Here is a 23,349-nt window from a genome sequence, read left to right on the forward strand (position 1 = left end):
TCAGCCATGAGCCCATCAAACCATCAATCAATATTCATTTAGCACAACTGATACTCGGGCATACTGGTAATTTCGACTGCTGTACTCCGCAGGCCCTTATTATCACTCACCATGGTCGTAATTTTATCGTTTAATTTCGGTTGCAATAGAAATTCAGTTAGCGCTAACGGCGTTAATCCTTTTGGTAAGGTGTTTAAAAATTTAGGCCAGTTTGCATTTGCATTTACATACGATTTTGCTTTCATATCTGCATTTGCTTTGGTAGTTGCTGTCCGACTCAGGGCTATTACGGCTTCGTCTTCAGGATCGGCTTTGCCACTAAAATCAATTTCTCCGTCATTTAAAACAAGCGAGGGAATCCGCATTCTCAACATTAACGATGAACTATCAATCCAACTTTGTCCGCCAGGCCAACCTGCAACATTGGGTGGATTAAATAAATATTGCCCTAAACTGCTTTGTAGCTGGATTAAAACCTGGGGCTTATTATAGGTAACATAAAACTCACGACTTAAACCCACCAAAAATTCGGCAGGTGATTTAATCTTTGTGCCTACGTTCTCCGGGCTATAAAACCAATCAGAAATAAACAGTTTTTTCATCATTGAGGCGATGTCGTATTTCGAGTTGTAAAAATGTGTGGCAAGCTCTTTAATATGATCCTCATTAGGGTTATCGTTTACAAAGAATTTATATACTTTCCTGGCGATAAATTGTGCAGTTTCTGGTTTTTCGAGAATAATATCGATGATGTTTTCGCCTTCAAAATTCCCGATTTTACCGAAAAAGGTTTTTGTTCCGGTATCGTGCAGGTTTTGCCTGAAAATAAACGAACCGTCTTTGTCGTACATCCAGCCGGTAAATGAGCGGGCAGATTCTTTAATGTCTTGCTCGGTATAATTTCCCCTCCCCAGGGTAAAGAGTTCCATGAGCTCGCGCGCGAAGTTCTCATTTGGTTTACCTTTTCTATTTTGCTGGTTATTTAGGTATTGAAGCATTGCAGGCGACTTGGAAACCTCAACCAATAAGGTTTTAAAGCTGCCGAGGGCATTTGTTCTTTGGATGTTGTTTAATTGTTGGGCAAAAAATGGGTTGTTGCTGCGGCAAGCAAAGTGGCCATGCCAAAAAAGGGTCATCTTTTCCTTTAACGGAGCATCGGTATTGATCATTTTTGTAATGAAGGCAATGTTCAGATCGCGGCTTACTTCGTTTTGTTCACGTATAATCTCCTGACGCATTTTCTTTTCTTCATCGGTTAATTCTTTTTTTGAGTATAAGCCTGCCTGGACCAAAAGCTGCCGTCTCGATTCGTAATCGTTCACTAAATTAATCGGATCGTTTTTTTGAGAATCTTTAAGCAGGTTGTCTACCACCTTCGTGAGGTTTTTCTTGCTTAATTTTTGTAGGTCTGCATAAGAAATGCCGAAACCTGCCCGGTTGTAAAGATGTTTTACTTTTATGAAATTATCTTTTGCACTCATAATGAACTGTTTTACAGTATGACATATTTAAAACGCCAGGGTTTAATCTTTGTTTTCTTTCTTATTTTTGTTTATGTTTTTTCAGTTATTAGACGATAACCCAGGCTTTCCAGACCCGGCTTTGGCAGAAGAGGATGGGTTATTGGCCATTGGAGGAGATTTAAGTACGGAGCGACTGTTAATTGCCTATTCTAATGGTATATTTCCATGGTTTAGCGAAGGCGAACCAATTCTCTGGTATTCGCCACACGAACGTTGTGTGATTTATCCTGATAAGATCAAAATCAGTAAAAGCATGCAGAAAATTTTAAATCAGCAAGTTTTCAAGATCACCTTTGATCAAGCTTTTGCTGATGTAATCCGCAATTGTGCAACTATCGAGAGGAAAGGGCAGGATGGCACCTGGATTACCAACGAAATGCAAGGGGCTTACATTAGCTTGCACCAGCAGGGTTATGCGCACAGTGTAGAGGTTTGGCTGGAGGATAAATTGGTCGGAGGTTTATATGGCTTAAAAGTAAACCGCGTTTTTTGTGGCGAAAGTATGTTTAGCCATGTAAGTAATGCCTCAAAAGCAGCATTGATTTTTTTAAGTAGAATGAATATCGATTTAATTGATTGTCAGCTGCCGAACGATCATTTAACGAGCTTAGGTGCCGAAATGATACCGCGAGAGACATTTATGCATATTTTGACAATGGACTAGTCTTTATTCTCTAACGATTGATGAATAGCCCGTTCGATCCGGGTATCGGGTATGAACCAAATGGCTGCAACAATTACATACATTGAACAGCCAATCCAAGGATTTATAAAGCTGAGGCCTATTCCGAGTGCATAAAAAACTAAAGAAATTTTTCCTTTACTATCATTACCTATTGCTTCAACTACCAGCGAATGGGCACCTTCGGTTTTCTTTATTATAATAACCAAAATTAAATAAGCAATGGCTGCTAAAAATAATACTACACCATAAGCTACAACTGGCCAAAAGGTGAAATGGTTTTCACCCATCCATCCTGCTGTAACTGGGAAAAGAGATAACCAAAAAAGCAAGTTTAAATTAGCCCATAACATTGACCCGCTCACTTTTTTAACTGCATGCATCAGGTGATGATGGTTATTCCAGTAAATACCCACATAGGTGAAACTTAAAATGTAGCTGATAAATTTGGGAATAAGCGGTTTTAAGCTGGTTAAGGTATCGCCATGCTCGGGTACCTTGATTTCTAAAACCATAATGGTAATGATAATTGCAATTACCCCATCACTAAATGCTTCTAATCTGCCTTTGTTCATAAAAAAAATCACCGTTATTAATCTGATACAATTATCAATGAAATTATCTTATAAAACAAAACCTGCAAGCTTTTGGCCTACAGGTTCCTTATTGTTGTTTTGTTGAAATTATAATTCTCTTACCCAGATATTCCTGTAACTGATTGCAGGACTTGGGTCGCCGTGATCTTGTAATTTGATTGAAGAAGGGCCATGTTTTTTATATTCAGGCGTACCAATATACCTGGTCGCACCCTTTAATACAAATCCGTTCTGTAAAAGCACACCGTTTAGAAATACGGTAACACTTGCTGGTTTTTGTACTGTTCCATCTTCGTTAAAACGTGGCGCATTCCAAATGATATCGTAATATTGCCATTCGCCTGGTTTTTTGTTGGCATTAGCTAAAGGAATTGCTTGTTTATAAACACTGCCTGTTTGTCCATTTACATAAGTTTTGTTGTTATAAACATCTAAAATCTGGATTTCATAACCATCATCGCCACCGCCAGTTGAGGCTAAAAATACGCCACTGTTTCCACGCGCCTGACCTTCGCCCGATATGTTTTCAGGAATTTTCCACTCAAGATGTAACTGATAATCAGTAAACTTTTTATTCGTTTCAATGTTTCCAGTCCCTTTTTTTACGGTGAAAAACCCATCGTCTATAGTCCAGGCTGCTGGTTTCGAAGGATCTTTAACTGAATGCCATGCGTCCAGGTTTCTGCCATTAAAAAGAATTGTTGCATCAGATGGTGCATCTTGAGGTAATTTACCTGGCGTAACAATTTTAGGAACGGGTTCCCAAACCTCGGTTGTTTTTGGGTCATTGGCAGGATCTGGTTTTTTATCTTGTGCCATAGCTTGCCCTGCAAAAAGAGCAGGAATAAATAATAGTGTGTACTTGTTCATAATTGTGGTTTAACTTTTTAAAGTTAACCAGTTTATTAAGAAATGGAAACTGGTATTTAAAATTTTACCCTAAATCATCCACAACATACGTTTCACTTATAATTACCTCATCAGGAGCAATGTCTTCTTTTCGTTGCTCAGCTAAATCGCGCATAGGGCAATAGCCGGTAATACCGCGGTACAGTAATCCTGCACCAATTGCTGCACCGGTTAGGCCAATTACAGGATGCGAAAAAATACTGGTGATACCTTTAAAAAGTAAATATGTTCCTGCGGCGCCAGATAACCAACGCTCAGACTTCGAAACGTTTTCGAATAATTCTGGGTACTTCCAGGCTTCTTTAACATTGTTTATTGCAGTATTAAAATCTTGATTTGTCATGATGGTAAAATTTACGTTCTACAGTATAACAAGTAAGAAGGAAATGAGTTTTGAAAAGAAATTTAATTGTAGCGGTACTATCAATCAATATCGTCATGCTGAACTTGTTTCAGCACCTATTTGGGTTAGTAAGATCCTTAAACAAGTTCTGGATGATGCTCAAAGTCCTTACTCCAAAATTCAACGTATTGATATGGGTATAGTAACCAATGAACTGATGAATCGATCGCCTGTAGCGACTTTAATTCAGTATATCGCGTATATCTTCTTTACTTAACGATTTAAAGAAACTTTCTTCAGTTGTAATTAAAGAGTTCGCCAGCGATTTTTTACGGTTCTGTAAGGCTAATATTTTCTCTTCAACGGTATCTTTTGCAATAAATTTATAAATGAAAACCTTTTTATCCTGACCAATACGGTGCGTTCTATCAATAGCTTGTTGCTCTACTGCAGGGTTCCACCAGGGGTCGAGGATAAAAACATAGTCGGCCTGGGTTAGGTTTAAACCCACGCCACCAGCTTTTATTGAAATTAAGAAAACCTTTAGCTCGGTATTCTGCTGAAATTCAGAAACGATCTCGCCGCGGTTACGGGTTGCGCCATCCAAATAAGCAAATGGAATATTCTCCTCTTCAAAATGCTTTTTAAAGATATCCAGGTGTTTTACAAACTGAGAAAATACCAAAACCTTATGGCCTCCTTTAAGTACATTATCCAGTGTATGGATTACATTTTCGAACTTTCCAGAGTCTGAAACATAGGTGCCATCAATCATTATGGGATGGTTGGCCAGTTGGCGTAAAGCGGTTAATCCTTGTAAAAGCTGCACCTGTTTCTGTGCAAAAGTTCCATCGTCCATACTTTGCAATAAATCGTTGCGGTAGGCCGATTTCGTTTTTTCGTAATAAGCGGCCTGATCTTCACTCATGTCGCAGTATATTACCTGTTCTGTTTTAGGTGGTAATTCTGCTGCCACCTGCTCTTTTGTTCTGCGGAGTACAAAAGGCTTGATAATAGATTGAAGTTTACGCGCTTTTTCTTCGTCCTTTTTCTTTTCTATCGCTTGCACATATTCTTCGTAGAAAAATGCCTGCGTACCTAATAAACCAGGGTTTAAAAAAGTTAACTGCGACCACAAATCACTCACCGAATTTTCTACAGGTGTACCGCTCAAAATCAGTTTGTGCTTCGATTTTAAGCTTCTAACGGCTTTAAAAGATTTGGAAGCAGGGTTTTTAATGTTCTGACTTTCATCCAGAATAATGTAGTTGAAATAAAAGTTTTTGAGTTCGTCTATATCTACTCTGGTTACACCATAAGTGGTAATGATAATATCGTAATTGGCAAAATTGGCAACATCTTTATTTCGGTTGGTACCTGTATGTGCCAGTATTTTAAGCTTTGGTGTAAATTTTTTAGCCTCTGTTAACCAGTTGTAAATTAAAGAGGTAGGCATGATGATAAGGGAGGTTGTTTGCGTTTCGAGCAATTGGTCATCTTCTTTCACCTTTTGCAGCATGGCCAATGTTTGGATGGTTTTACCCAATCCCATATCGTCGGCTAAACAACCACCGAAATTGTATTCGCGTAAAAAGCTGAACCAGTTATAACCGGCTTTCTGGTAATCGCGTAAACTGCCTTTAAAATGAACAGGCATCTGCGTATCGGCAATATCCTCAAAGTCTGATAATCGCTGTAACTTGCGTTCAAGCGTAACATTAGCCAGGCTATCTTCAGCCAAATCATTAATGAGACCGATATGGTGTTTCTTTAATTTTAGCGTTTTTCCGGCCTCGGCCAAACTGAACAAACTGCCATATTGCGTAAACCATTTATCGGGAATAATGGCCACTTCGCCATCAGGCAATAAAAATTCACGCTTTTTGTGTAGAATATGTTGCTTTAGTGAAAGAAAAGGAATCTGGTACTTCCCAAACCATACCACGGCATGGATATCGAACCAATCGTTTCCTTCTTTAACTTCAAGATCTATTTTACTCGCGCCGAAAACGAATTTTTTCTGGCCTGTTGCCTGTTCAATTTCGTAACCTGCCGCTTCTAAAAGTTCAATATGTTCATTTACCCAGTTAATTGCCGCATAACTCGGGTTTTCATCAGCTGAAATTACTTCCAGGTTGCTGAATAAAGAACTCGTCTTTTTTAGTCCTAATGATAACAGTAAATTGAACTGTTTTTTCTCCCACTCTGCAGAACGTTTGATACGGTGGAAAATATAATTATCGGCTGTTTTTTCTAAACGTACAGTTACTTTATGTGCATTTTCTACAGGGAAAGTATATTCGCCGTATTTAAAGTACAACTGAATCTGAGAAAGTCCGCCATCTACATACAGAACTTTAATTACGGGTATAGCTTCAAATTGTTCGGTTCTGATTTCGAAACCTTCGGCATACACATGGTGTTTCTCTATTAAAGGGGCAACAAACTTTTCGAAATAAGTGGCTTCAGTTGTTTTGGGTATAGCAATAAAGCGTTTATTTAAAAAGGGCTGCAGTTTTTTTCCTTCAATATCCTGATCAAAAAAGTACAATACATCGTTAAGCAGTAACCAGGCGGGTTTGTTGCTGATGATCTGCGCTTCTTTAAACATAAATTCGATGCGCAGGTTCTGATATTTGATGGTTGGGAAATAACGGGTTTCAGTTTCGTTCCTTCGGAAATGAAAAAGAATAGATGCAGGCTCATTAGCCAGTTCGATCTTTCGTTCTACAGGCCAGCCATCTTTATCCATCACATAAAGTTCGTTCTTTACCTTTAAAAGCTCTAAAGCTTCTGCAAGTTTTTTTTCGATTTTGGGGCGAACATTTTCGTAAAATTTATTGTCGAAAATTTTGGTGAAAAACTCAGTTGGCCTGATTAGTTTTTTATAATATTTTTTAATCAGCGAGTCTTGCTCAATGTCATCTAAAATCTTGATCAGCTTATAATCAATATCACTTAAACAGGCATTAAATTCTTCTGCAGTATGCGTAAAAATCCGTTGGTAAGTAAAAGAAAAATCCCCCTGTGGATTAAGCTGAACAACGTGAGGTTCAATTAAATAGCCCAAGTACTCATGTTTGCACAAAGAGTACACTATTTTACAGGCTTTAGAACTATCGACACGTAACATTGATGGAGATAAAAATTTTTCTAAGCTAAGCGCTTAAAAAACTTTAAACTTACAATATTTTGAGATCACATCAAAAAGAAGTAACTGTTTTTGGGATAAAAATTATCAGTTTTTTTATCGGAATTTAAAAGAACGGTTAATTGCTACTATTGGATGGGAGTCTAATTGAAAGTAGTAGGCAGATAAATAATTACTTTATAATTGACTACAACTTATTATCTTAGCCTTTGTATTGATAGGTTTTTTAATATCAATCGATTAACGCATCTATTAAGGTTTAAATGAAATTTTTTTACGCGCTCTCTGTGCTTGCCTGCTTATTCTTTTGTAGCTATGCGCAAGAAATCCCCCGGAGTACCCAATATATTTTTAACAATATTTTGTTGAACCCTGCATTATCGGGAATAGATAATTATACAGATTTAAAAATAGGTTTACGCAAACAATGGAGCGGTTTAGAAGGTGCGCCAAGTACACAATACCTTTCTTTAAGCACTGCTATTGGCGAAGATTTTGTGCGGAGCAATGTAAATTCATTTGCCGGAAATGGAGACAACCCAATGAGCAGAAGTTTTGTAAACAGCTACACCGCAGCCGAACCTCACCACGGAATTGGTCTGGTAGCCATGACTGATAAGGCGGGTTTAGTTCGGCAGACGAATGTGAATTTAACCTATGCATACCATTTAGGCATTACAAACGAAGTAAATTTATCAGTTGGTTTATCTGGCGGATTTAAATCAATTAGTGTTGATGTGCGCGGTATTATAGCCGATGAGTCGGGTGATCCTTTATTCTCCGCTGATTATAACAACAAAATAAGACCTGATATTGGCGCAGGTATTTGGTTATATAGTCCAAGGTTTTTTGTGGGTGTTTCAGCAAAACAGCTGGTTGGAAATAAAAGCAGTATTGTAAATAGTCAAGTTAAAACCAGTCCATACCAGGCGGCTACTTTTTACGGAACGGGGGGATATAAAATATTTCTGGATGAGGATATCGCAATGATTCCTTCTGGTTTAATTTCTTATTGGGTTAATTCGCCAGCTACTTTCGATGCCAATTTAAAATTTGCCTATAAGGATAAATTCTGGGTGGGAACCAGTTTTCGCAACAACGACTCCTTTTCACTTTTGGCGGGTTTCAATATCGCTGCACTTGTTAACCTCAGTTATTCATACGATGTAAATACTTCAGCTTTGCGCTCTGTAAATAATGGTACCCACGAAATTGTATTAGGCATTTTATTAAATAACCGCTATCAGGTAGCCTGCCCAAGCAGGCAGTTTTAGCGTAAAAGTGTTATGCTACCGCCCAGTGGTTTACATTCTGCCCTCAAATCGATTACATAATAATAAACACCTGCTGGTAATTCTTTATCCCTAAAACGGCCGTCAAATGGTTTGGTATAATTGCCGATTGATTCGTAAACCAACTGACCACCGCGGGTGTAGATTTTGATGTTGGTGCCCTTAAAATCGGGTAAGCCCCTCACTTGCCATACATCGTTCATACCATCTCCATTTGGGGTCATGGTGTTAGTAACTTCCAGGTTATCGTGTGTTACTTCTACATGTACCTTGGTAAACTCGCTTGTACAAGAACCTAGTTTTCTCCTCACAAAATAATCGGCCGTTTTGGCAACCTTAAATTTGAATACTCCGTTGGTGTTTTCTAAAAAAGGCTTCGTATCATCAGTTTTTTCAAAGAGTTGGTAGGTTCCTTCTTCAGGAGCAATTACAGGCAAAACAATATCCGATACATAACAAACGCGTAGGTCGTTAATGATCGGAGCTATAATTTTAAAAGGTTCGTCAACTACTGTATAAGCCTCGCTGATGGCATAACCACAAGATGTTTTATCTTTTACTTCTAAGCGATAGGTGCCTGCGCCAACATTAATTAGATCTTGGGTGTACTGAACAGCTTCACCTGCTTCGTTTATCCATTTAAAGTCGTAAGCTGGAATACCACCGATTACCTGTATGCCTTTAACAGAACCTCTCTGTAAAGTACAGCCATCTTTAACCAGGGTCCCGGTTTTAGGCACAATGGTTAGCAACGGTGTAACATCTATTGTATACGGGCCAATAATAAAAGGAGCACAGTTATTAATGTCATAAGCGTACATAGTATAAGTACCTCCCGGTAAATTTTTAAGGGAAATGGAATTGATTGTTTTGGTGCTCGAAATGACGTTGCCTGCCTGATCTTTCCATTCGTATCGGTATGGAAGCGCAGAGCTAAAATCTAAGTCGATACTTCCATTGATCAACCCGCAGGTAGTTGGTGATTCGCGATGAGAAAAGGCATAAACAGGAGGAGCAATGGCTGTTACTACAAAATCTTTCGATACCCGTGGACAAGAAGACCTGCTGTTACTTGCCCATAGCCTGTAAGAACCAGGCTTTAGGTTTTCGATTAATAAAGATGTTCCGACAGAGTAGGTGCCTTTTTTAATAGTGATTCCGTCTGGCCCGATCCATTCGTAACCATCAGCATCAGTTAATGTAATTCCACCCAAAGCGCCATTGTCGCTATTACAGGTTACATTTTTTCTAATTGAAGCATCGCTGATCTGGATGGTATTATCGGTAATGATAAAATAAGAAGCAGAAGTAGACGGACATTCTCCTTCATCAGATACTACTAGGGTATAATTGCCACCTTCAACATTTTCTAAATCCAATGCTGATCCAATGATATCACCTAATGCACCTGTGATTGGATCTGGTTTATACCATTTATAGGTTATAGTTCCTGTAAAATCTGTAATTTTTAAGCCTTTTATTGCTCCGTTTTGACTACCGCAGGTGGCATGTTTTGGAGGCGTAGTGCTGGTGATAATAATTTTTGGTTTCCTTTTAACTGTAATCGGATCAGAATCTAATGAGCAGTTTGCCTCATCCGATACTTTTACGAAGTAAGTGCCTTCTGGCAAACTAGCTGGGTTATTTCTGCTTACCACGGCATTTGTTGCGGTATTTATCCACTCGTATTTTAATACACCTTTCCCTCGTAAAACTTCTGCGGTAAAGGTAAAAGAGGTTTGCCCGCATACAGGTGAAATCGGTTGGATGATAGGTTTGGTTAATTTCTGATCTTTGATGATGAATACAGAAGCAAAAGCTTTACAGCCATCATCAACGGTGATCTCATAAGTACCAACTTCTAAATTGGTAATGCTTTGTGTATTCCCTTTGGGTACCCGGCTGCCATCAGTTTCTATTTTTACCCAGCTAAAGGTAAAGCCCTCGCGTGGTTCTGGAATAGTGATTGATCCATTGGTGCTACAGGTTACGGGTTCTATTATAGCCTCGTTTGGTAATAGTTCAGCAGTAGAGAAAGGAGAGGTGGTGGCATTTAATAAACTGGCTGTTGCGGTAACCATTCCGATTAGGTTTCCGTTGTATTCCCAGCGGCCATCACTACCAGCTTGTACTGTTGCAATATAGGTTTTACCTTCACAGATGCCTTGACAATTTACGGTGTAAAATAATTCTACTTCTGAGTTGGGTGTGGCCTTGCCCGAGACATAATCATTTCTTTTTTTCAATACCTGAATATAGGGTTGAAGGATAGATAATGTTTTTCCGATACCGAATGTCTTGTTGCAAAAGAAACTGTTCTTGGTAATTTTTACAGGCTTTGAAGATACCGTTTCGACACCGAAATTGTTATTGGCAATTAAGTTTGCTTCGGCTGGTGTTGCGCCCCCGATGGTCCCCCCTGCACCTGCTTCTATTTTTACGCCAATTCCGTTACTCATCACTACTACTCCGGCAGCATCGGTACCAACGGCATTACCCGTTAAAATAAAGTCTGAATTAGTGATCGAAATCCCTGTAGTTCTGTTTCCGCCGATAATATTGTTGCGCACATAAAGTGCTGTATTTATCGCATTAACCTTTAAACCTGCAATTTCTAGTGAGGATGAGGAAAGAAAGATCGGCAATTCATGAAAATCTTTTTTGCCTGTATAATCAACCCCGATTTTATTGTTGATCACATTGATATCAAAGCGGGCATTGGTAGAGTAGGATGATCGGGTGATATCCACATTAATCCGGTTTGCGGCAATTACGTTGCCTTCACCTGCACCATCGCCTCCAATATCCAAGGCCGAATCGTACAAGCTGGCCGATATTCCTATTACATTGGTGTTCGGTGTAATTCCATCATAAATTACCCCGATTAAATTTGATTGGATTTTTATTTTGGTGGCTGCTATGGTACTGTAGAAATAATTGTTCTGGATAACGATGCCGTTAATATTACCTCCTATTACGTTTCCTTTTCCTGGCGCCCCGATGGTAATATTGTTGGCGCGGTAATCGAGCACAATACCCGATCCCTGACCCATGTTTACATTTTGAAGGTTGGTGACTGTTGCGAAATTTCGAATGTATAAACCATAAATCTCAACGCCAGTGGTTTGAACCTGCGTTGAGGCAAATTGGCCAATAACCAAACCTGAAAAAGTACTGTTTGTGTATTCGGGTTCCAGGATTACTTTTGCGCCAGAAACACCGAGTGCAGGCCAGGCAATTTGAGAAGTACCATCGATTATTACATTTGATGATACTGCGGGCAAGGCCGTACGCAACCTGATGGTGCGGTTAGCATTGTCGCTAGGTGTACCCGGTAAATTAAAGTTAATGGTAAAAGTAGTTATCCTATTTGCGATAGCTGCTTGTGTTAATGCTTCCCTTAATGTTCCCGGTCCGCTATCAGCATTGCTGGTTACCACGTAAGTTTGGGCGTAGATATTATTGCAGAAAAATAAGCCGACAAATAGGGCTAACAGTTTTGGGAAGCGCATAAAATTGTTTGGTGCAGCCAAAATACAAATAAACTATTTAGTGGCTAGCGTTTTAATGAAAAAAACATACACTATTTTTCTGAAAAATAACTAAGAAGCTAGCCAGACCTATGCTTGTTTTATTGCTTCAATTGCAAAGTCAAATGATAATACTATTTTGTGAGTTAGCCTAAAAATAAAAAAGGCATCCTGAAATCAGAATGCCTTAAAAACTTGTTAATTATTGTTTATTTCCAGCCACCGCCTAATGCACGGTATAGGTTTACCACCGATTGTAGTTTTTGTAACCGATCATTAATGCCACTTAATTGGGCTGTTAACAAACTTTGTTCTGAAGTTAAAACGTCAGTATAGTTTGTTGCCGAACTGTAGCGCAATAATTCTTTGGTAAAATCTACCGCTTTAGTTAGCGAGGCGATCTGTTTTGCTCTTGTCGCTTCTTTTTCTGAAGCTGTTTGATAAGCGTACAAAGCATTCGATACTTCCTGTCCGCCGGTTAGCAGTGTTTGTTGAAAGTTATAAAAAGCAATTTGTTGATTCGCTTCAGCTGTTTTTAAGCGTGCTTTGTTTGCGCCTTTTGCAAAAATTGGCTGCGTTAAACCGCCTACTAAATTATAGAAGATAGATTTGCTAAAGAAATCCTGTAATTGTAAGCTTGATAAGCCACCTGCAGCTGTAATCGTTAAAGCAGGATAAAAATAAGCTTTCGCTACGTTGGTGTTTTCGAAAGCCGATCTGAAACCAAATTCAGCTGCTATCACATCCGGACGATTTTTTAATAATTGTGCAGAAACACCGGTTTTTAAATCAGCATAAGGAGTCTGCTGATCTAAAGTGGTACGGTTAATTGCATTTGGCGCTTTAGCAACTAAAACACTTAATGCATTTTCAGCCTCTTTAATACTTCTTTTTAAATCAGGTAAGGTTACTTGGGCCGCATATAAATTGGCTTCACTTTGTACAACCGCTGCACCATTAACTACAGCGCCTTGTTTAAGCTCTTTCATGGTTTCCACATCTTTGGTTCTCACCTTAATAGTTTCCTCTGTGATGGCCAGTTGCTTATCCAGCGCTAACAAAGCATAATAATTATTAGCAATGGTAGCAATTAACTGGGTTTGAACAGCACGTTTTGCCGCATCGCTTTGTAATAATGTAGCATAAGCACCACGTTTTGCACTGCTTAATTTTCCCCAAATATCGGCTTCCCAACTGGTGCTCAATTGTGCTTTATAGGTTTGGGTTTCCAGGTTGATGTTAATTCCTGCCGGAAAATTCTGTGCTGCCGCAGAAGCTTTATTGTCGGTTACATTTACATCGGCCTGTAGGCTTGGCAATAATGCCCCACGACTCTGTATTAGTGTTGCTTCGGCAATTTTTATACGCTCAATGGCCTGTTTCAGGTCTAAATTTTCATTTATCCCTTGTTGGATCAGCGACTGTAAAGTGGTATCTGAGAACAACGTTTTCCATTGCAGATCGGCAATGGTGGTTGTGTCTGTTGTATTGTTATCTCGGTATAAACCTTCGCTCTTAAGTTGTGGCCGCTCGTATTTTTTAGTTACGCAGGCACTTAAACTGAGGATGGCTAAACCGATTAAAATGGAATACTTATATCTAAATTTCATGGTTTTAAAATTAATGTGGACGGTTAACCGCTAACTCATACTCTTCTTCTGTTTGTTCGCGATCAATGCCTTCCTCAAAAGGAGATTTATTACTTATTTTTTCCTGTAAGGTTTGGAAAACAATGAACAAGGCGGGGATTACAAATACTCCGAATATAGTACCGATTAACATCCCACCCACAGCTCCAGTACCAATTGAGGTATTACCTGCTGCTCCAACACCTGATGACAACATTAATGGCAATAAACCCAGGATAAAAGCAAAAGAGGTCATTAAGATCGGGCGTAAACGGGCGGTCGCACCATCTATAGCCGCGTTAACAATGCTCATTCCCTTTCGTCGCCTGTCTACCGCGTACTCTACAATCAGAATGGCATTTTTTGCGAGCAAACCCACAAGCATAATCAAGGTAATTTGCGTGTAAATGTTATTATCTACACCAAATATTTTATCAAAGATAAATACGCCGGCCAAACCAATTGGCAATGAAAACAATACAGCCAATGGCAAGATATAACTTTCGTACTGCGCCGAAAGGAGAAAGTACACGAAGATTACACAAAGCAGGAAGATAAAAATAGTTTGGCTACCGCTACTTACTTCTTCACGCGATAAACCCGAGAACTCGTATCCGTAACCTGTTGGAAGGTGGATTGCAGCTTCTTCCTGGATGGCCTTAATGGCATCACCAGAACTAAATCCTGCATTGGGGTTACCTGTAACCGCAATTGAGGTATATAAATTAAAACGCGAAATGGCCTGCGGACCGTAAACTTTTTCTAACGTAATAAATTCAGAAATAGGGGCCATTGTTCCACTCGAATTGCGAACATAAATGCTGGTTAAACTTTGTTGGTTGGCGCGGTACTTGGCATCTGCCTGGTACATTACCCTGTATTGTTTACCAAATTTATTAAAGTTTGAGGCATAAACACCACCATAATAACCCTGTAAAACGGCTAATACATCGCTAACGGTTAAGCCAGCTTGTTTTACTTTGGCCACATTTACATCAATCTGATATTGTGGGAAATTCGGGTTGAACGAGGTTGATGCATACTGAATTTCTGGACGTTTACTCAAAGCAGCTAAAAATGCATTGCCCACTTCGTTGAACTTTTTGATGTCGCCACCGGTTTTATCCTGTAACTGGAACTCGAAACCACCACCAGTACCAAAACCCTGGATGGTTGGTGGGGCAAAGAAAATTATCTTCGCGCCTTTAATGCTGGCTGCTTTTGCAAATAATTCACCAATAATGGCTTTAACATCGCGTTTGCGTTTATCCCATGGTTTAAGCCTTGCGATAACCATACCATAAGAACTGCCCGAACCACTGATTAAACTCCGGCCAACAACCCTAAATGTAGCCTCTACTTCTGGTACCTTACTTACAATATCATTGATTTTTACAATAATTTTATCGGTTTCTTCCTGTGAAGTAGAAGGTGGCAATGAAATATCAGAAAAAACTGTTCCTAAATCCTCATTTGGCACGAAACCTTTAGGTGTAGTATTCATGATCCACACCAGCACCACTGCAAAAAAAGCAATTCCTAAACCTGCAAGCCATCTTTTTTTGCCCAGGAAGCCAACAGAGCGTTTATATTTTTGCGTTACGGCATCAAATGAAGTATTAAAAGCAGTATAAAAACGTTGCAAGAAATTTTTGCTTTTTTCGTGATCTTCTGCGTGCGGTTTTAAAAACATGGCGCACAATGCCGGACTCAATGTTAAGGCGTTGATGGCCGACAAAATAATTGCAATAGCAAGTGTTAAACCGAATTGTTTATAAAATACACCTGATGAACCCTGGATAAAACTTACCGGGATAAATACCGCCGCCATTACCAGTGTGATTGAAATAATCGCACCGCTGATATCATCCATCGCATCTTTTGTTGCCTTTTTAGGGTCTTTATAACCGGCATCTAGCTTGGCATGCACAGCCTCAACCACCACAATGGCATCATCTACCACAATACCAATGGCCAGTACCAATGCAAATAAGGTTAACAGGTTAATGGTAAACCCGAATAAACTAAGGAAGAAGAAAGTACCGATAATAGCCACCGGAACACTGATTGCCGGAATTAAAGTTGACCGGAAATCTTGCAAGAAAATAAATACCACCAGGAACACCAAAATAAATGCTTCTATCAAGGTGTGGATTACCTTTTCGATTGAGGCATCCAGGAAGTTGTTTACGTTAACAACAGTCTCGTAATGAATCCCTTTTGGGAAAGAAGTTGCTGCTTTATCTAAAGTTTTAATCGAGTTTTCGATTACTTCTTTTGCATTCGAACCCGCTGTTTGACTAATGGCAATACCTAGTGCAGGTTTACCATTAAACTTTACGTAGCTGGCATAACTTTGCGCACCAAGCTCTATTCTGGCTACATCTTTTAAGCGAAGAATCTGTCCGTTTGCATTTGCCTTAATAATGATATTGCTAAACTCAGTTTCCGTTTTTAAACGGCCGCTGTATTTTAACGTGTATTGAAAAGCCTGGTTTCCCTGCTCACCAAACTGACCTGGTGCAGCTTCGATGTTTTGCTCAGCAAGGGCTACGCTCACATCGTTTGGCACCAAGCCATAAACGGCCATTACTTCTGGCTTGAGCCAGATACGCATGGTATAATCTAAAGTACCAAATGCACTTGCATCACCCACACCACTAATCCGTTTAATTTCGGGGATGATGTTAATGTTGGCATAATTCTGTAAAAACTTCTGATCGTATGATGGGTCATCACTGTAAATAGCGAAAATAAGTAAATTACTCGCTTGTCTTTTTGCTGTGATAACACCCGATCTGGTGACCTCTGCAGGTAATAAACTGGTAGCCCTGGCTACACGGTTCTGCACGTTAACCGCTGCTAAATCGGCATTTGTACCTAATTTAAAGTTGACTGTAATGGTTGCAGTACCATCATTACTGGCGCTAGAAGTCATGTAGGTCATGTCTTCCACACCATTTATCTGCTCTTCCAACGGAACAACAACACTACTCATTACCACATCGGCGTTTGCCCCCTGGTACGAAGCCGATACCTGAACGGTTGGCGGTGCAATTTCCGGGTATTGCGAGATGGGTAAAGTTACGAGGCCTAATACACCTAATATTACAATTATAATGGATATAACTGTTGATAAAACGGGCCTATCTATAAATTTCTTAAACATAATTAATATGGATTACACTGCTATAGTGTGATTTCACTGACTATATTGTTATTTTTTTATTTCAGCATAAACTGAATCGGTGTTTTTTACCTCAGGTTTAATTTTAGTCCCGTCTTTTAAAGACTGAAAGCCTTCTAAAATAACTTTATCGCCTACCTTAAGCCCTTTGGTAACTACGTAGAAATTACCTTTAGCTAATTCCATCACTTCAATTTGGGTATTAATCACCTTGGCCGAATCACCTAAAATGTAAACGAATTTTTTACCCTGTAAATCGATCGTTGATTTTTGAGGCACTAGGATTGCATTTTCAACATGCTGAGGAATTCTAACAGATGCACTTGCGCCATTTTTTAATAGGAAAGCCGGATTAGGGAATGTTGCCCTTAAACTTGCCGAACCAGTACTGGTGTTAATCTGTCCATTGATGGATTCGATTTTGCCGTTCTGCGCATAGATTGTTCCATCGGCAAGAACTAAACTTACCGGAGGAATGTTTTTCATTTGCTGTGCAAGTGTGTTGCCTTTGTAGGTGTTGGAAAAATCTAAAAGCTGTTTTTCGTTTAAAGAAAAGTACGCGTAAACCTTAGAGGTGTTAGAAACAGTAGTTAATGGCTGTGTGCTGCTACTGCTCACTAAACTTCCATTTCTGAAAGGGATACTGCCAACAACACCATCAACCGGACTGGTAATAGAAGTGTAACCTAAATTAACCTGTGCGTTTACCAATTCTGCTTTTGCTTGTGCTAATGCAGCTTTTCTGCTTTGAAGTGTGAGTAGCGCTGCATCCAGATCGTACTTGCTAATAATATCTTTCTCTACCAAAGGTTTGGTTTTGTTTACGGTTAGTTGAGCGGCATTCACGTCAGCTTCTGCACTGCTAATTGCTGCCTTTGCTGTTCTAACTTGTTGCGCATACTGAGGTGCATTAATGGTAAAAAGTAACTGGCCTTTTTTAACTACCGCACCTTCATCCACTAATATTTTTTCGATAAAACCATCAACCTTCGGACGGATATCGATGTTTTGAATACCCTCAATTGTTGCTGGATAATCAGAATCTAAGGTTGTGTTTTGTGTGTTTACTGTAAATACAGGGTAAGCTTGTGGACCGGCTGCTGCTGCAGCGGCAGCTTTTTTAGCTGCGTCGTTATTTCCGCAGGATGCCAAAAGCATACCAATGCTCATACTAAAAAAGAGAGTTGTTACTTTTCTCATGGGTATTTTGTGTGTTTAAATTTAAATTCCGGAATTAAGGGCGTTATCGAAATATAGGACTTCGATTTTCGCCGATAAGTGCCCAAAAATAGAGCCTAAAAAAAAATAAATCTGTCCGAGTTCTGTCATTTAATCAATCGATTGATTTATTTTGTAGTTAGAGCGCTATTTAAATATAACTAAAATATTGTTTTTAAATGGTTTAACTACATTATTTATTTTAAAATATTGCTTGTAAATATCTTGCGACAGATGTTAAAAGCTGTTAAATTGGTTAGATTAATATATTTTTACAGTGATAAATGAAGCGAATTTTGATCAGTCTACACAAGCGTCCTTGCATGTGTTATCAATTTCATCATACAGCTAAGGGTAATCTTAATTATCATAGTTTTTTGAAATAATTTTGATGTCTTTCAAACTATAGCTTTTAAAGTAATCGAGACCCAAAACTGTTTTATACTCTTTTGGTATTGATTTTATGTTTTTGGATTGATTATGCTTTGAGTGGGGATAAGAAATCCGGTTAGATTTTACAAACGAAATTTGAAGTGTATCTTTTATATTGGGATAAATATATTCCAGCGTGTCAAGCTTTAATCCATTCCATTTAAATTTATATAAAGATGCAAGCCCCGGATGACCATAAGTAACGCCTCGGATTAATTTTTCTTTTAAAAAGAACGTAGGGTTAGCAAGCTCAATCTCTGGACTAAAAGTTTCATCGGTTTGAGAAAGATACAAATCAAAAATATTTCTCATACAACATCCTGATAGTGGGTACCAATTAATTAAGAAATCTTTAAGCCCATCATTATTTATATCTTTGATTGACCAGTCTGGGTAAGAACCGGTCATTAAAACTTTGTTGACCAATTGCTTAAAATCGGAAGCCTCAATTGCATAGATATTTATTTTTGTATAAGAGTTTGATGAGCTTACGATTAATAAGTTTTTGTGCTTCTTTGAAAAAAGGTATCCAAGCCTAACTTCTACATCGATCTTATTGTTTAAGCCTTCACTGCCTACAGAAAAATTTTTCTTAAAGCTCCCTGCTCTTGTAGTTTTGGCTAGCCCTAAGGCTTTTTCTATCGCATTTTTAAATAATGAATCTAGTTTTTTTCAGTAGAATCAACTTTTGTTTTTGATACACTATTCGCCTTTTTGATTTCAAAATGTTTAGCCTGTTTTTTCTGTTGGCATGAAGTATAGTAAATCACACAGAGAAAAAGGAAAACTAACCGCATCACAGAAATGATTTTTAATCTACTTCTCCCTCAAAAACCAATTTGGCCGGGCCACATAAAAATACATTGGTAAATTCTCTGCCGTCGTAATCGAATTCTATTTTAATATCGCCACCCAAAACTTTAATGGCTGTTTTAACATGGCCGGTTTGGTTTTTATGTTTTGCGATGGCCATGGCTACTGCTGTTACCCCGGTGCCACAGGCATAAGTTTCATCTTCAACACCACGCTCGTAGGTGCGCACAAATAAATGGTCGCCTTTATCTTCAACAAAGTTTACGTTTATGCCTTTTTCGGCATAAGTTCCATTGTAACGAATGTTTTTTCCTTCGGTAAAAACATCAAAGTCTTTTAAATCGCTTTGCAAAGCAACATAATGCGGCGATCCGGTGTTCAATACATAAGCCTCACCATCTTTAGTAATGGTATCTACATCAATCATTTGTAAATCAACCCATTCGCCATTTTCTGAAATTCTGGCATAATGTGGTCCATCTACTGCCAAAAAGTTTGTTTCACGGTCGATAATTCCAAGCTGTTTGGCAAAGGCAACAATGCATCTGCCGCCATTGCCGCACATGCTGCCCAGCTTACCATCTGCGTTAAAATAATGCATCTCAAAATCATAATCCTCATGTTTGGTAATAAACATTAATCCATCAGCACCAATGCCAAATCTTCTATGACATAGTTGTTCAACTAATTGATTGTCAATGTTTTTTAACGGACTCATGGTGTGGTCTATTAAAATGAAATCGTTGCCTGCGCCTTGGTATTTAAAGAAATTAATTTTCATGAAAGCTTCATTTTTTAATGCAAAATTTGAGTTGCAAAAGTTAATCGACGGTTCGTGTTTCTTGATTTAACATTTTTTAACACAAAACTAAGTGCTTTGAGGAGACAAATATCGTTTATATGGTATTAAATTTGAATAAACTTACGAAAGAAAATTTGAGCAGATAAAAACTGCCTGAGCATTCTGCTTAAACCAAAGTGAAAAATGCTCTCGCAAATAATAACATTTAACAAATGAATATTATAGGCTAACCAAACAATTAGCTAGCAAAATAGCTTGTAATAAATCATGGCTTTAAAAAACAATATATAAACACATGAAAAAAATATTAGGAATTACCGTGTTGGCTGCTTTTATAGGTGGGGCAGCAGCAATTGGAGGTTACAAACTATTTGAGCGTAACCAAACAGGCAGTACAATTACTGATAAACAGAACTTATACTTTGCCAATAATCCGCTTAAGGTATCATCAGCGGGTACAACAGATTTTACGCAGGCTGCAGCAGCAGTTGCACCTGGAGTGGTTCATATTAAAACAACGTATGCCGCACAAAATGGCGGTGGTAGAGGTTCTTCTCCATTTGATATGATGGAAGATTTCTTTGGTGGTGGTGGCCGTCAGATGCAGCGTCAGCCTAGAGCGGCATCGGGTTCAGGTGTAATTATCAGTCAGGATGGTTATATCGTAACTAATAACCACGTGGTAGAAAATGCAGAGAAGGTAGAGGTGGTTTTAACAGACAGACGTAAAGTAGAGGCAAAAGTAATCGGCCGCGATCCGAATACCGATTTAGCATTAATTAAAGTAAATGCAACTGGTTTACCAGTAGTAAAAATGGGTAACTCAGATAATGTGCAGGTTGGAGAGTGGGTTTTAGCGGTTGGTTTCCCATTAGATTTAAATACGACAGTAACAGCTGGTATTGTAAGTGCAAAAAATCGTAGCATTGGTATTATTGGCCGAGAGCAACAAGGCAATGAAATTACAGAAGAGGAATATCGCGAATACCAACGTACTGGTAAAAGACCAGATCGCCCGGCAAATACTAGTATCGAATCATTTATCCAAACCGATGCTGCTATTAATCCTGGTAACAGCGGCGGTGCGCTTGTAAATGCAAGTGGCGAATTGGTAGGTATTAACTCGGCAATCGCGTCGCAAAGTGGATACAATCAAGGTTATGGATTTGCAATTCCTGTTAACCTGGCCCGTAAAATTGTAGATGATTTTATGAAATATGGTTCGGTTAAACGTGGTTACATTGGCGTTAACTTTGTACCATTAAGCGGTGAGGAAAAACCAGAAGGAATTAAAACCAATGAGATAAGCGGTTTGTATGTGAATGATGTGGTTGCTGGTGGCGGTGCTGCCGCTGCGGGCATTAAATCGGGCGATGTTATTAAAAAAGTTGATGGAGTAGTAATCAACGATTCACCTGATCTGCAGGAAAGAGTTGGACGTTTAAATCCGGGTGATAAAGTTAAATTAACCGTGTTGAGAGATGGAGCACTTAAAGATTACACCGTAACTTTAAAAGGAGAGGCTAGCGTAGGCCTTACGGCAAAAAATGCTACAGGTAAAGGTGTAGAAGTTTCGAAACTGGGTGCAACTTTTGCTCCGGCAACTCAGGCTCAGAAATCGAAATATGGTATCAATAGTGGAGTAGTGGTAACATCTGTTACAACAGGTAAGGCTTTTGATAATATTGGTGTTGAAAAAGGTTTAATCATTACCAAGGTTAACGGCCAACCTGTAAATTCTGTGGCTGATGTACAAAAAGCATTACCTTTAGGCAGAAACAACATGGTGAGTATTTCTGGAGTTGGCGAGCAAGGCTCGTATAACTATAGCTTCCCTGCACAGTAATTAATTGTAATAAATAGTTTAAAAGGCTTCCCAAGTTTAACTTGGGAAGCCTTTTAATTTTAGTCTTGGTTGATAGGTTCGTGGCTGGCATGGCAAGCATCCGCACATTCTTCGCAGGCCACGGCACATTGTCTGCAGTGTTCATGATCATGTTTGCCACACTCGGCCGCACAAAGCCTACATATTTCTTCGCAAAGCAGTAAATATTGGTGCCCAATAATTGAATCTCTTTGCAACAATCTGGCGGCCTGAGTACAGATATCTGCGCAATCCCTATCAAGTTTAATACAATCAATCATCATATTGATATCTTCTTTTTTTAAGCAAGATGATGCACAGTGTTCGCAAGCTAGCGCGCAATCTAGTAAAGCCTGGATTAAACCATGGTTGTTCCTCGTTTCCATATCGTAAAAGTTTTGGTTATACCTATTTCGTATATTAATAACCTGTTGGAAATTAAACTGTTTTGAAAAAATGAAATTGGAGATTGGTTGTAGGAAATTTCGAAATGTTAAAATATCTTAAATAAGAGGGGTGTGCTGCCAAATCTTTGTACTCAAACCAATATTCATCCGTTTTTCATAATCAAGACTTAGTTTCGCTATTTATCAATTGATAATCAGTCTTTACTGATACTTTATAATTATTTTTTTATTGTTCCATATTAGAATCAGAACAAAAACCGAATATTATGGCTTTAGCTAGCATTAACCTCAGCGTAAAACAATATTTCAATTTCATGTGCAGAACTGATTTTGAAAGGCGGATCTTTCATGATACTTACGAAGAATTTCAAAAAAGATCAAAAATATATAGCTTGGATCAACGCCTGCATACCTTTTCTCAGATGCAACAAGCCAACGAAAAGGCAAACACGCTAAATCAAAAACTTCAGTACGCAGTAATGAATAGCATTGCTGCCTTAGCACATAAAATGCCTGTTTTAAACGATCTCGAAGATCGTCCGATCCTTTTTGATTGGGCCGAATTACATATTGATGCTTCAGACCTGTTAAATAAGGCAGCACATGTAGTTTCGATCACCTATACCAGTCCGAAATTAATTTTACATGAAATCGTTGGTGATTTATTAATCTTAAGTTATAATACCAGAGTGCACGAAACATTAGTTGTAAAAAATACTGAAAGTCTGATGGTAAATTACGAGCACAGCGAAAGCCTCGTTTATAGCTAAATTTGATCTTAATTTGTAGCAGATTGGCCTTTGTTTCGATCGTGACCAGGTAGTTTTTTGTTGCTGGTGAATACTTTTTCCCCGTAGAAAAATGGAAGAGAGTGCTTATTTTGAATGTGTTTCATGAAAAAAACAGGTAATACATCAATTATTAATGGATTGAATTGGACCGCTAAATAGGGCCTAAAGGGCAAATACTCAA

General features: G+C 38.7%; 16 protein-coding genes. 4 read left to right on the plus strand and 12 right to left on the minus strand.

Annotation, left to right across the window (positions count from 1 at the left end):
* Positions 1–38 precede the first annotated feature (38 nt).
* Positions 39–1,481 carry a DUF1800 family protein gene (locus HDC90_RS06435; protein WP_184465025.1) on the minus strand — a complete coding sequence of 481 codons (1,443 nt, stop codon included), beginning with the start codon at positions 1,479–1,481 and terminating at the stop codon, positions 39–41.
* A gap of 73 nt (positions 1,482–1,554) precedes the next feature.
* Between HDC90_RS06435 and aat the strand changes: the two genes are divergently transcribed.
* Entirely contained in the window at positions 1,555–2,187 is a 633-nt protein-coding gene (aat, locus tag HDC90_RS06440; protein WP_184465027.1) for a leucyl/phenylalanyl-tRNA--protein transferase, read from the plus strand.
* On the opposite strand, the gene HDC90_RS06445 is transcribed toward aat, so the two are convergent.
* The 4 genes from HDC90_RS06445 to HDC90_RS06460 all read right to left on the minus strand — a co-directional run bounded on the left by HDC90_RS06445 (position 2,184) and on the right by HDC90_RS06460 (position 7,186).
* Entirely contained in the window at positions 2,184–2,780 is a 597-nt protein-coding gene (locus HDC90_RS06445) for a TMEM175 family protein (RefSeq protein ID WP_184465029.1), read from the minus strand. The two genes, aat and HDC90_RS06445, sit on opposite strands and share 4 nt — an antisense overlap.
* Before the next feature lie 108 nt (positions 2,781–2,888).
* A complete protein-coding gene (locus HDC90_RS06450) occupies positions 2,889–3,671 on the minus strand; it encodes a DUF1080 domain-containing protein (RefSeq protein ID WP_184465031.1) in 783 nt (260 codons plus the stop codon).
* 64 nt (positions 3,672–3,735) lie between these two features.
* Positions 3,736–4,053, minus strand: a complete 318-nt coding sequence (locus HDC90_RS06455) for a DUF2892 domain-containing protein (protein ID WP_184465033.1) — start codon at positions 4,051–4,053, stop codon at positions 3,736–3,738.
* A gap of 241 nt (positions 4,054–4,294) precedes the next feature.
* A complete protein-coding gene (locus HDC90_RS06460; RefSeq protein ID WP_184465034.1) occupies positions 4,295–7,186 on the minus strand; it encodes a DEAD/DEAH box helicase in 2,892 nt (963 codons plus the stop codon).
* A 281-nt stretch (positions 7,187–7,467) separates the two neighbouring features.
* Between HDC90_RS06460 and HDC90_RS06465 the strand changes: the two genes are divergently transcribed.
* Positions 7,468–8,478 carry a type IX secretion system membrane protein PorP/SprF gene (locus HDC90_RS06465; protein WP_184465036.1) on the plus strand — a complete coding sequence of 337 codons (1,011 nt, stop codon included), beginning with the start codon at positions 7,468–7,470 and terminating at the stop codon, positions 8,476–8,478.
* Here the strand turns inward: HDC90_RS06465 and HDC90_RS06470 are convergent.
* The 6 genes from HDC90_RS06470 to dapF form a co-directional block, all read right to left on the minus strand.
* Positions 8,475–12,008: a gliding motility-associated C-terminal domain-containing protein gene (locus HDC90_RS06470; protein WP_184465038.1), complete on the minus strand. Its 3,534-nt coding sequence runs from the start codon at positions 12,006–12,008 to the stop codon at positions 8,475–8,477. The genes HDC90_RS06465 and HDC90_RS06470 overlap by 4 nt on opposite strands.
* A gap of 227 nt (positions 12,009–12,235) precedes the next feature.
* A complete protein-coding gene (locus tag HDC90_RS06475; protein WP_184465040.1) occupies positions 12,236–13,636 on the minus strand; it encodes an efflux transporter outer membrane subunit in 1,401 nt (466 codons plus the stop codon).
* Positions 13,637–13,646: 10 nt separating this feature from the next.
* The gene (locus HDC90_RS06480) at positions 13,647–16,823 is read right to left on the minus strand and encodes an efflux RND transporter permease subunit (RefSeq protein WP_184465042.1); all 3,177 of its coding nucleotides are present in this window, start codon (positions 16,821–16,823) and stop codon (positions 13,647–13,649) included.
* A 48-nt stretch (positions 16,824–16,871) separates the two neighbouring features.
* Positions 16,872–18,041, minus strand: a complete 1,170-nt coding sequence (locus tag HDC90_RS06485; RefSeq protein WP_255497516.1) for an efflux RND transporter periplasmic adaptor subunit — start codon at positions 18,039–18,041, stop codon at positions 16,872–16,874.
* A 378-nt stretch (positions 18,042–18,419) separates the two neighbouring features.
* Positions 18,420–18,899, minus strand: coding sequence for a hypothetical protein (locus tag HDC90_RS06490; protein WP_184465044.1), 480 nt, complete (start codon positions 18,897–18,899; stop codon positions 18,420–18,422).
* Between the two features lie 403 nt (positions 18,900–19,302).
* On the minus strand, positions 19,303–20,085 hold the full coding sequence (gene dapF, locus HDC90_RS06495) for a diaminopimelate epimerase (protein ID WP_184465045.1): 783 nt from the start codon (positions 20,083–20,085) through the stop codon (positions 19,303–19,305).
* A 316-nt stretch (positions 20,086–20,401) separates the two neighbouring features.
* Between dapF and HDC90_RS06500 the strand changes: the two genes are divergently transcribed.
* Positions 20,402–21,952 carry a trypsin-like peptidase domain-containing protein gene (locus tag HDC90_RS06500; protein ID WP_184465047.1) on the plus strand — a complete coding sequence of 517 codons (1,551 nt, stop codon included), beginning with the start codon at positions 20,402–20,404 and terminating at the stop codon, positions 21,950–21,952.
* A gap of 59 nt (positions 21,953–22,011) precedes the next feature.
* On the opposite strand, the gene HDC90_RS06505 is transcribed toward HDC90_RS06500, so the two are convergent.
* Complete coding sequence (locus HDC90_RS06505; protein ID WP_184465049.1) at positions 22,012–22,356, minus strand: four-helix bundle copper-binding protein; 345 nt, start codon at positions 22,354–22,356, stop codon at positions 22,012–22,014.
* Between the two features lie 287 nt (positions 22,357–22,643).
* Here HDC90_RS06505 and HDC90_RS06510 point away from each other — a divergent pair, with 287 nt between their 5' ends.
* Entirely contained in the window at positions 22,644–23,147 is a 504-nt protein-coding gene (locus tag HDC90_RS06510; RefSeq protein ID WP_184465052.1) for a hypothetical protein, read from the plus strand.
* The last annotated feature ends 202 nt before the right edge of the window (positions 23,148–23,349 follow it).

The sequence above is a fragment of the Pedobacter sp. AK013 genome, assembly GCF_014205835.1.
Classification (GTDB): Bacteria; Bacteroidota; Bacteroidia; order Sphingobacteriales; family Sphingobacteriaceae; genus Pedobacter.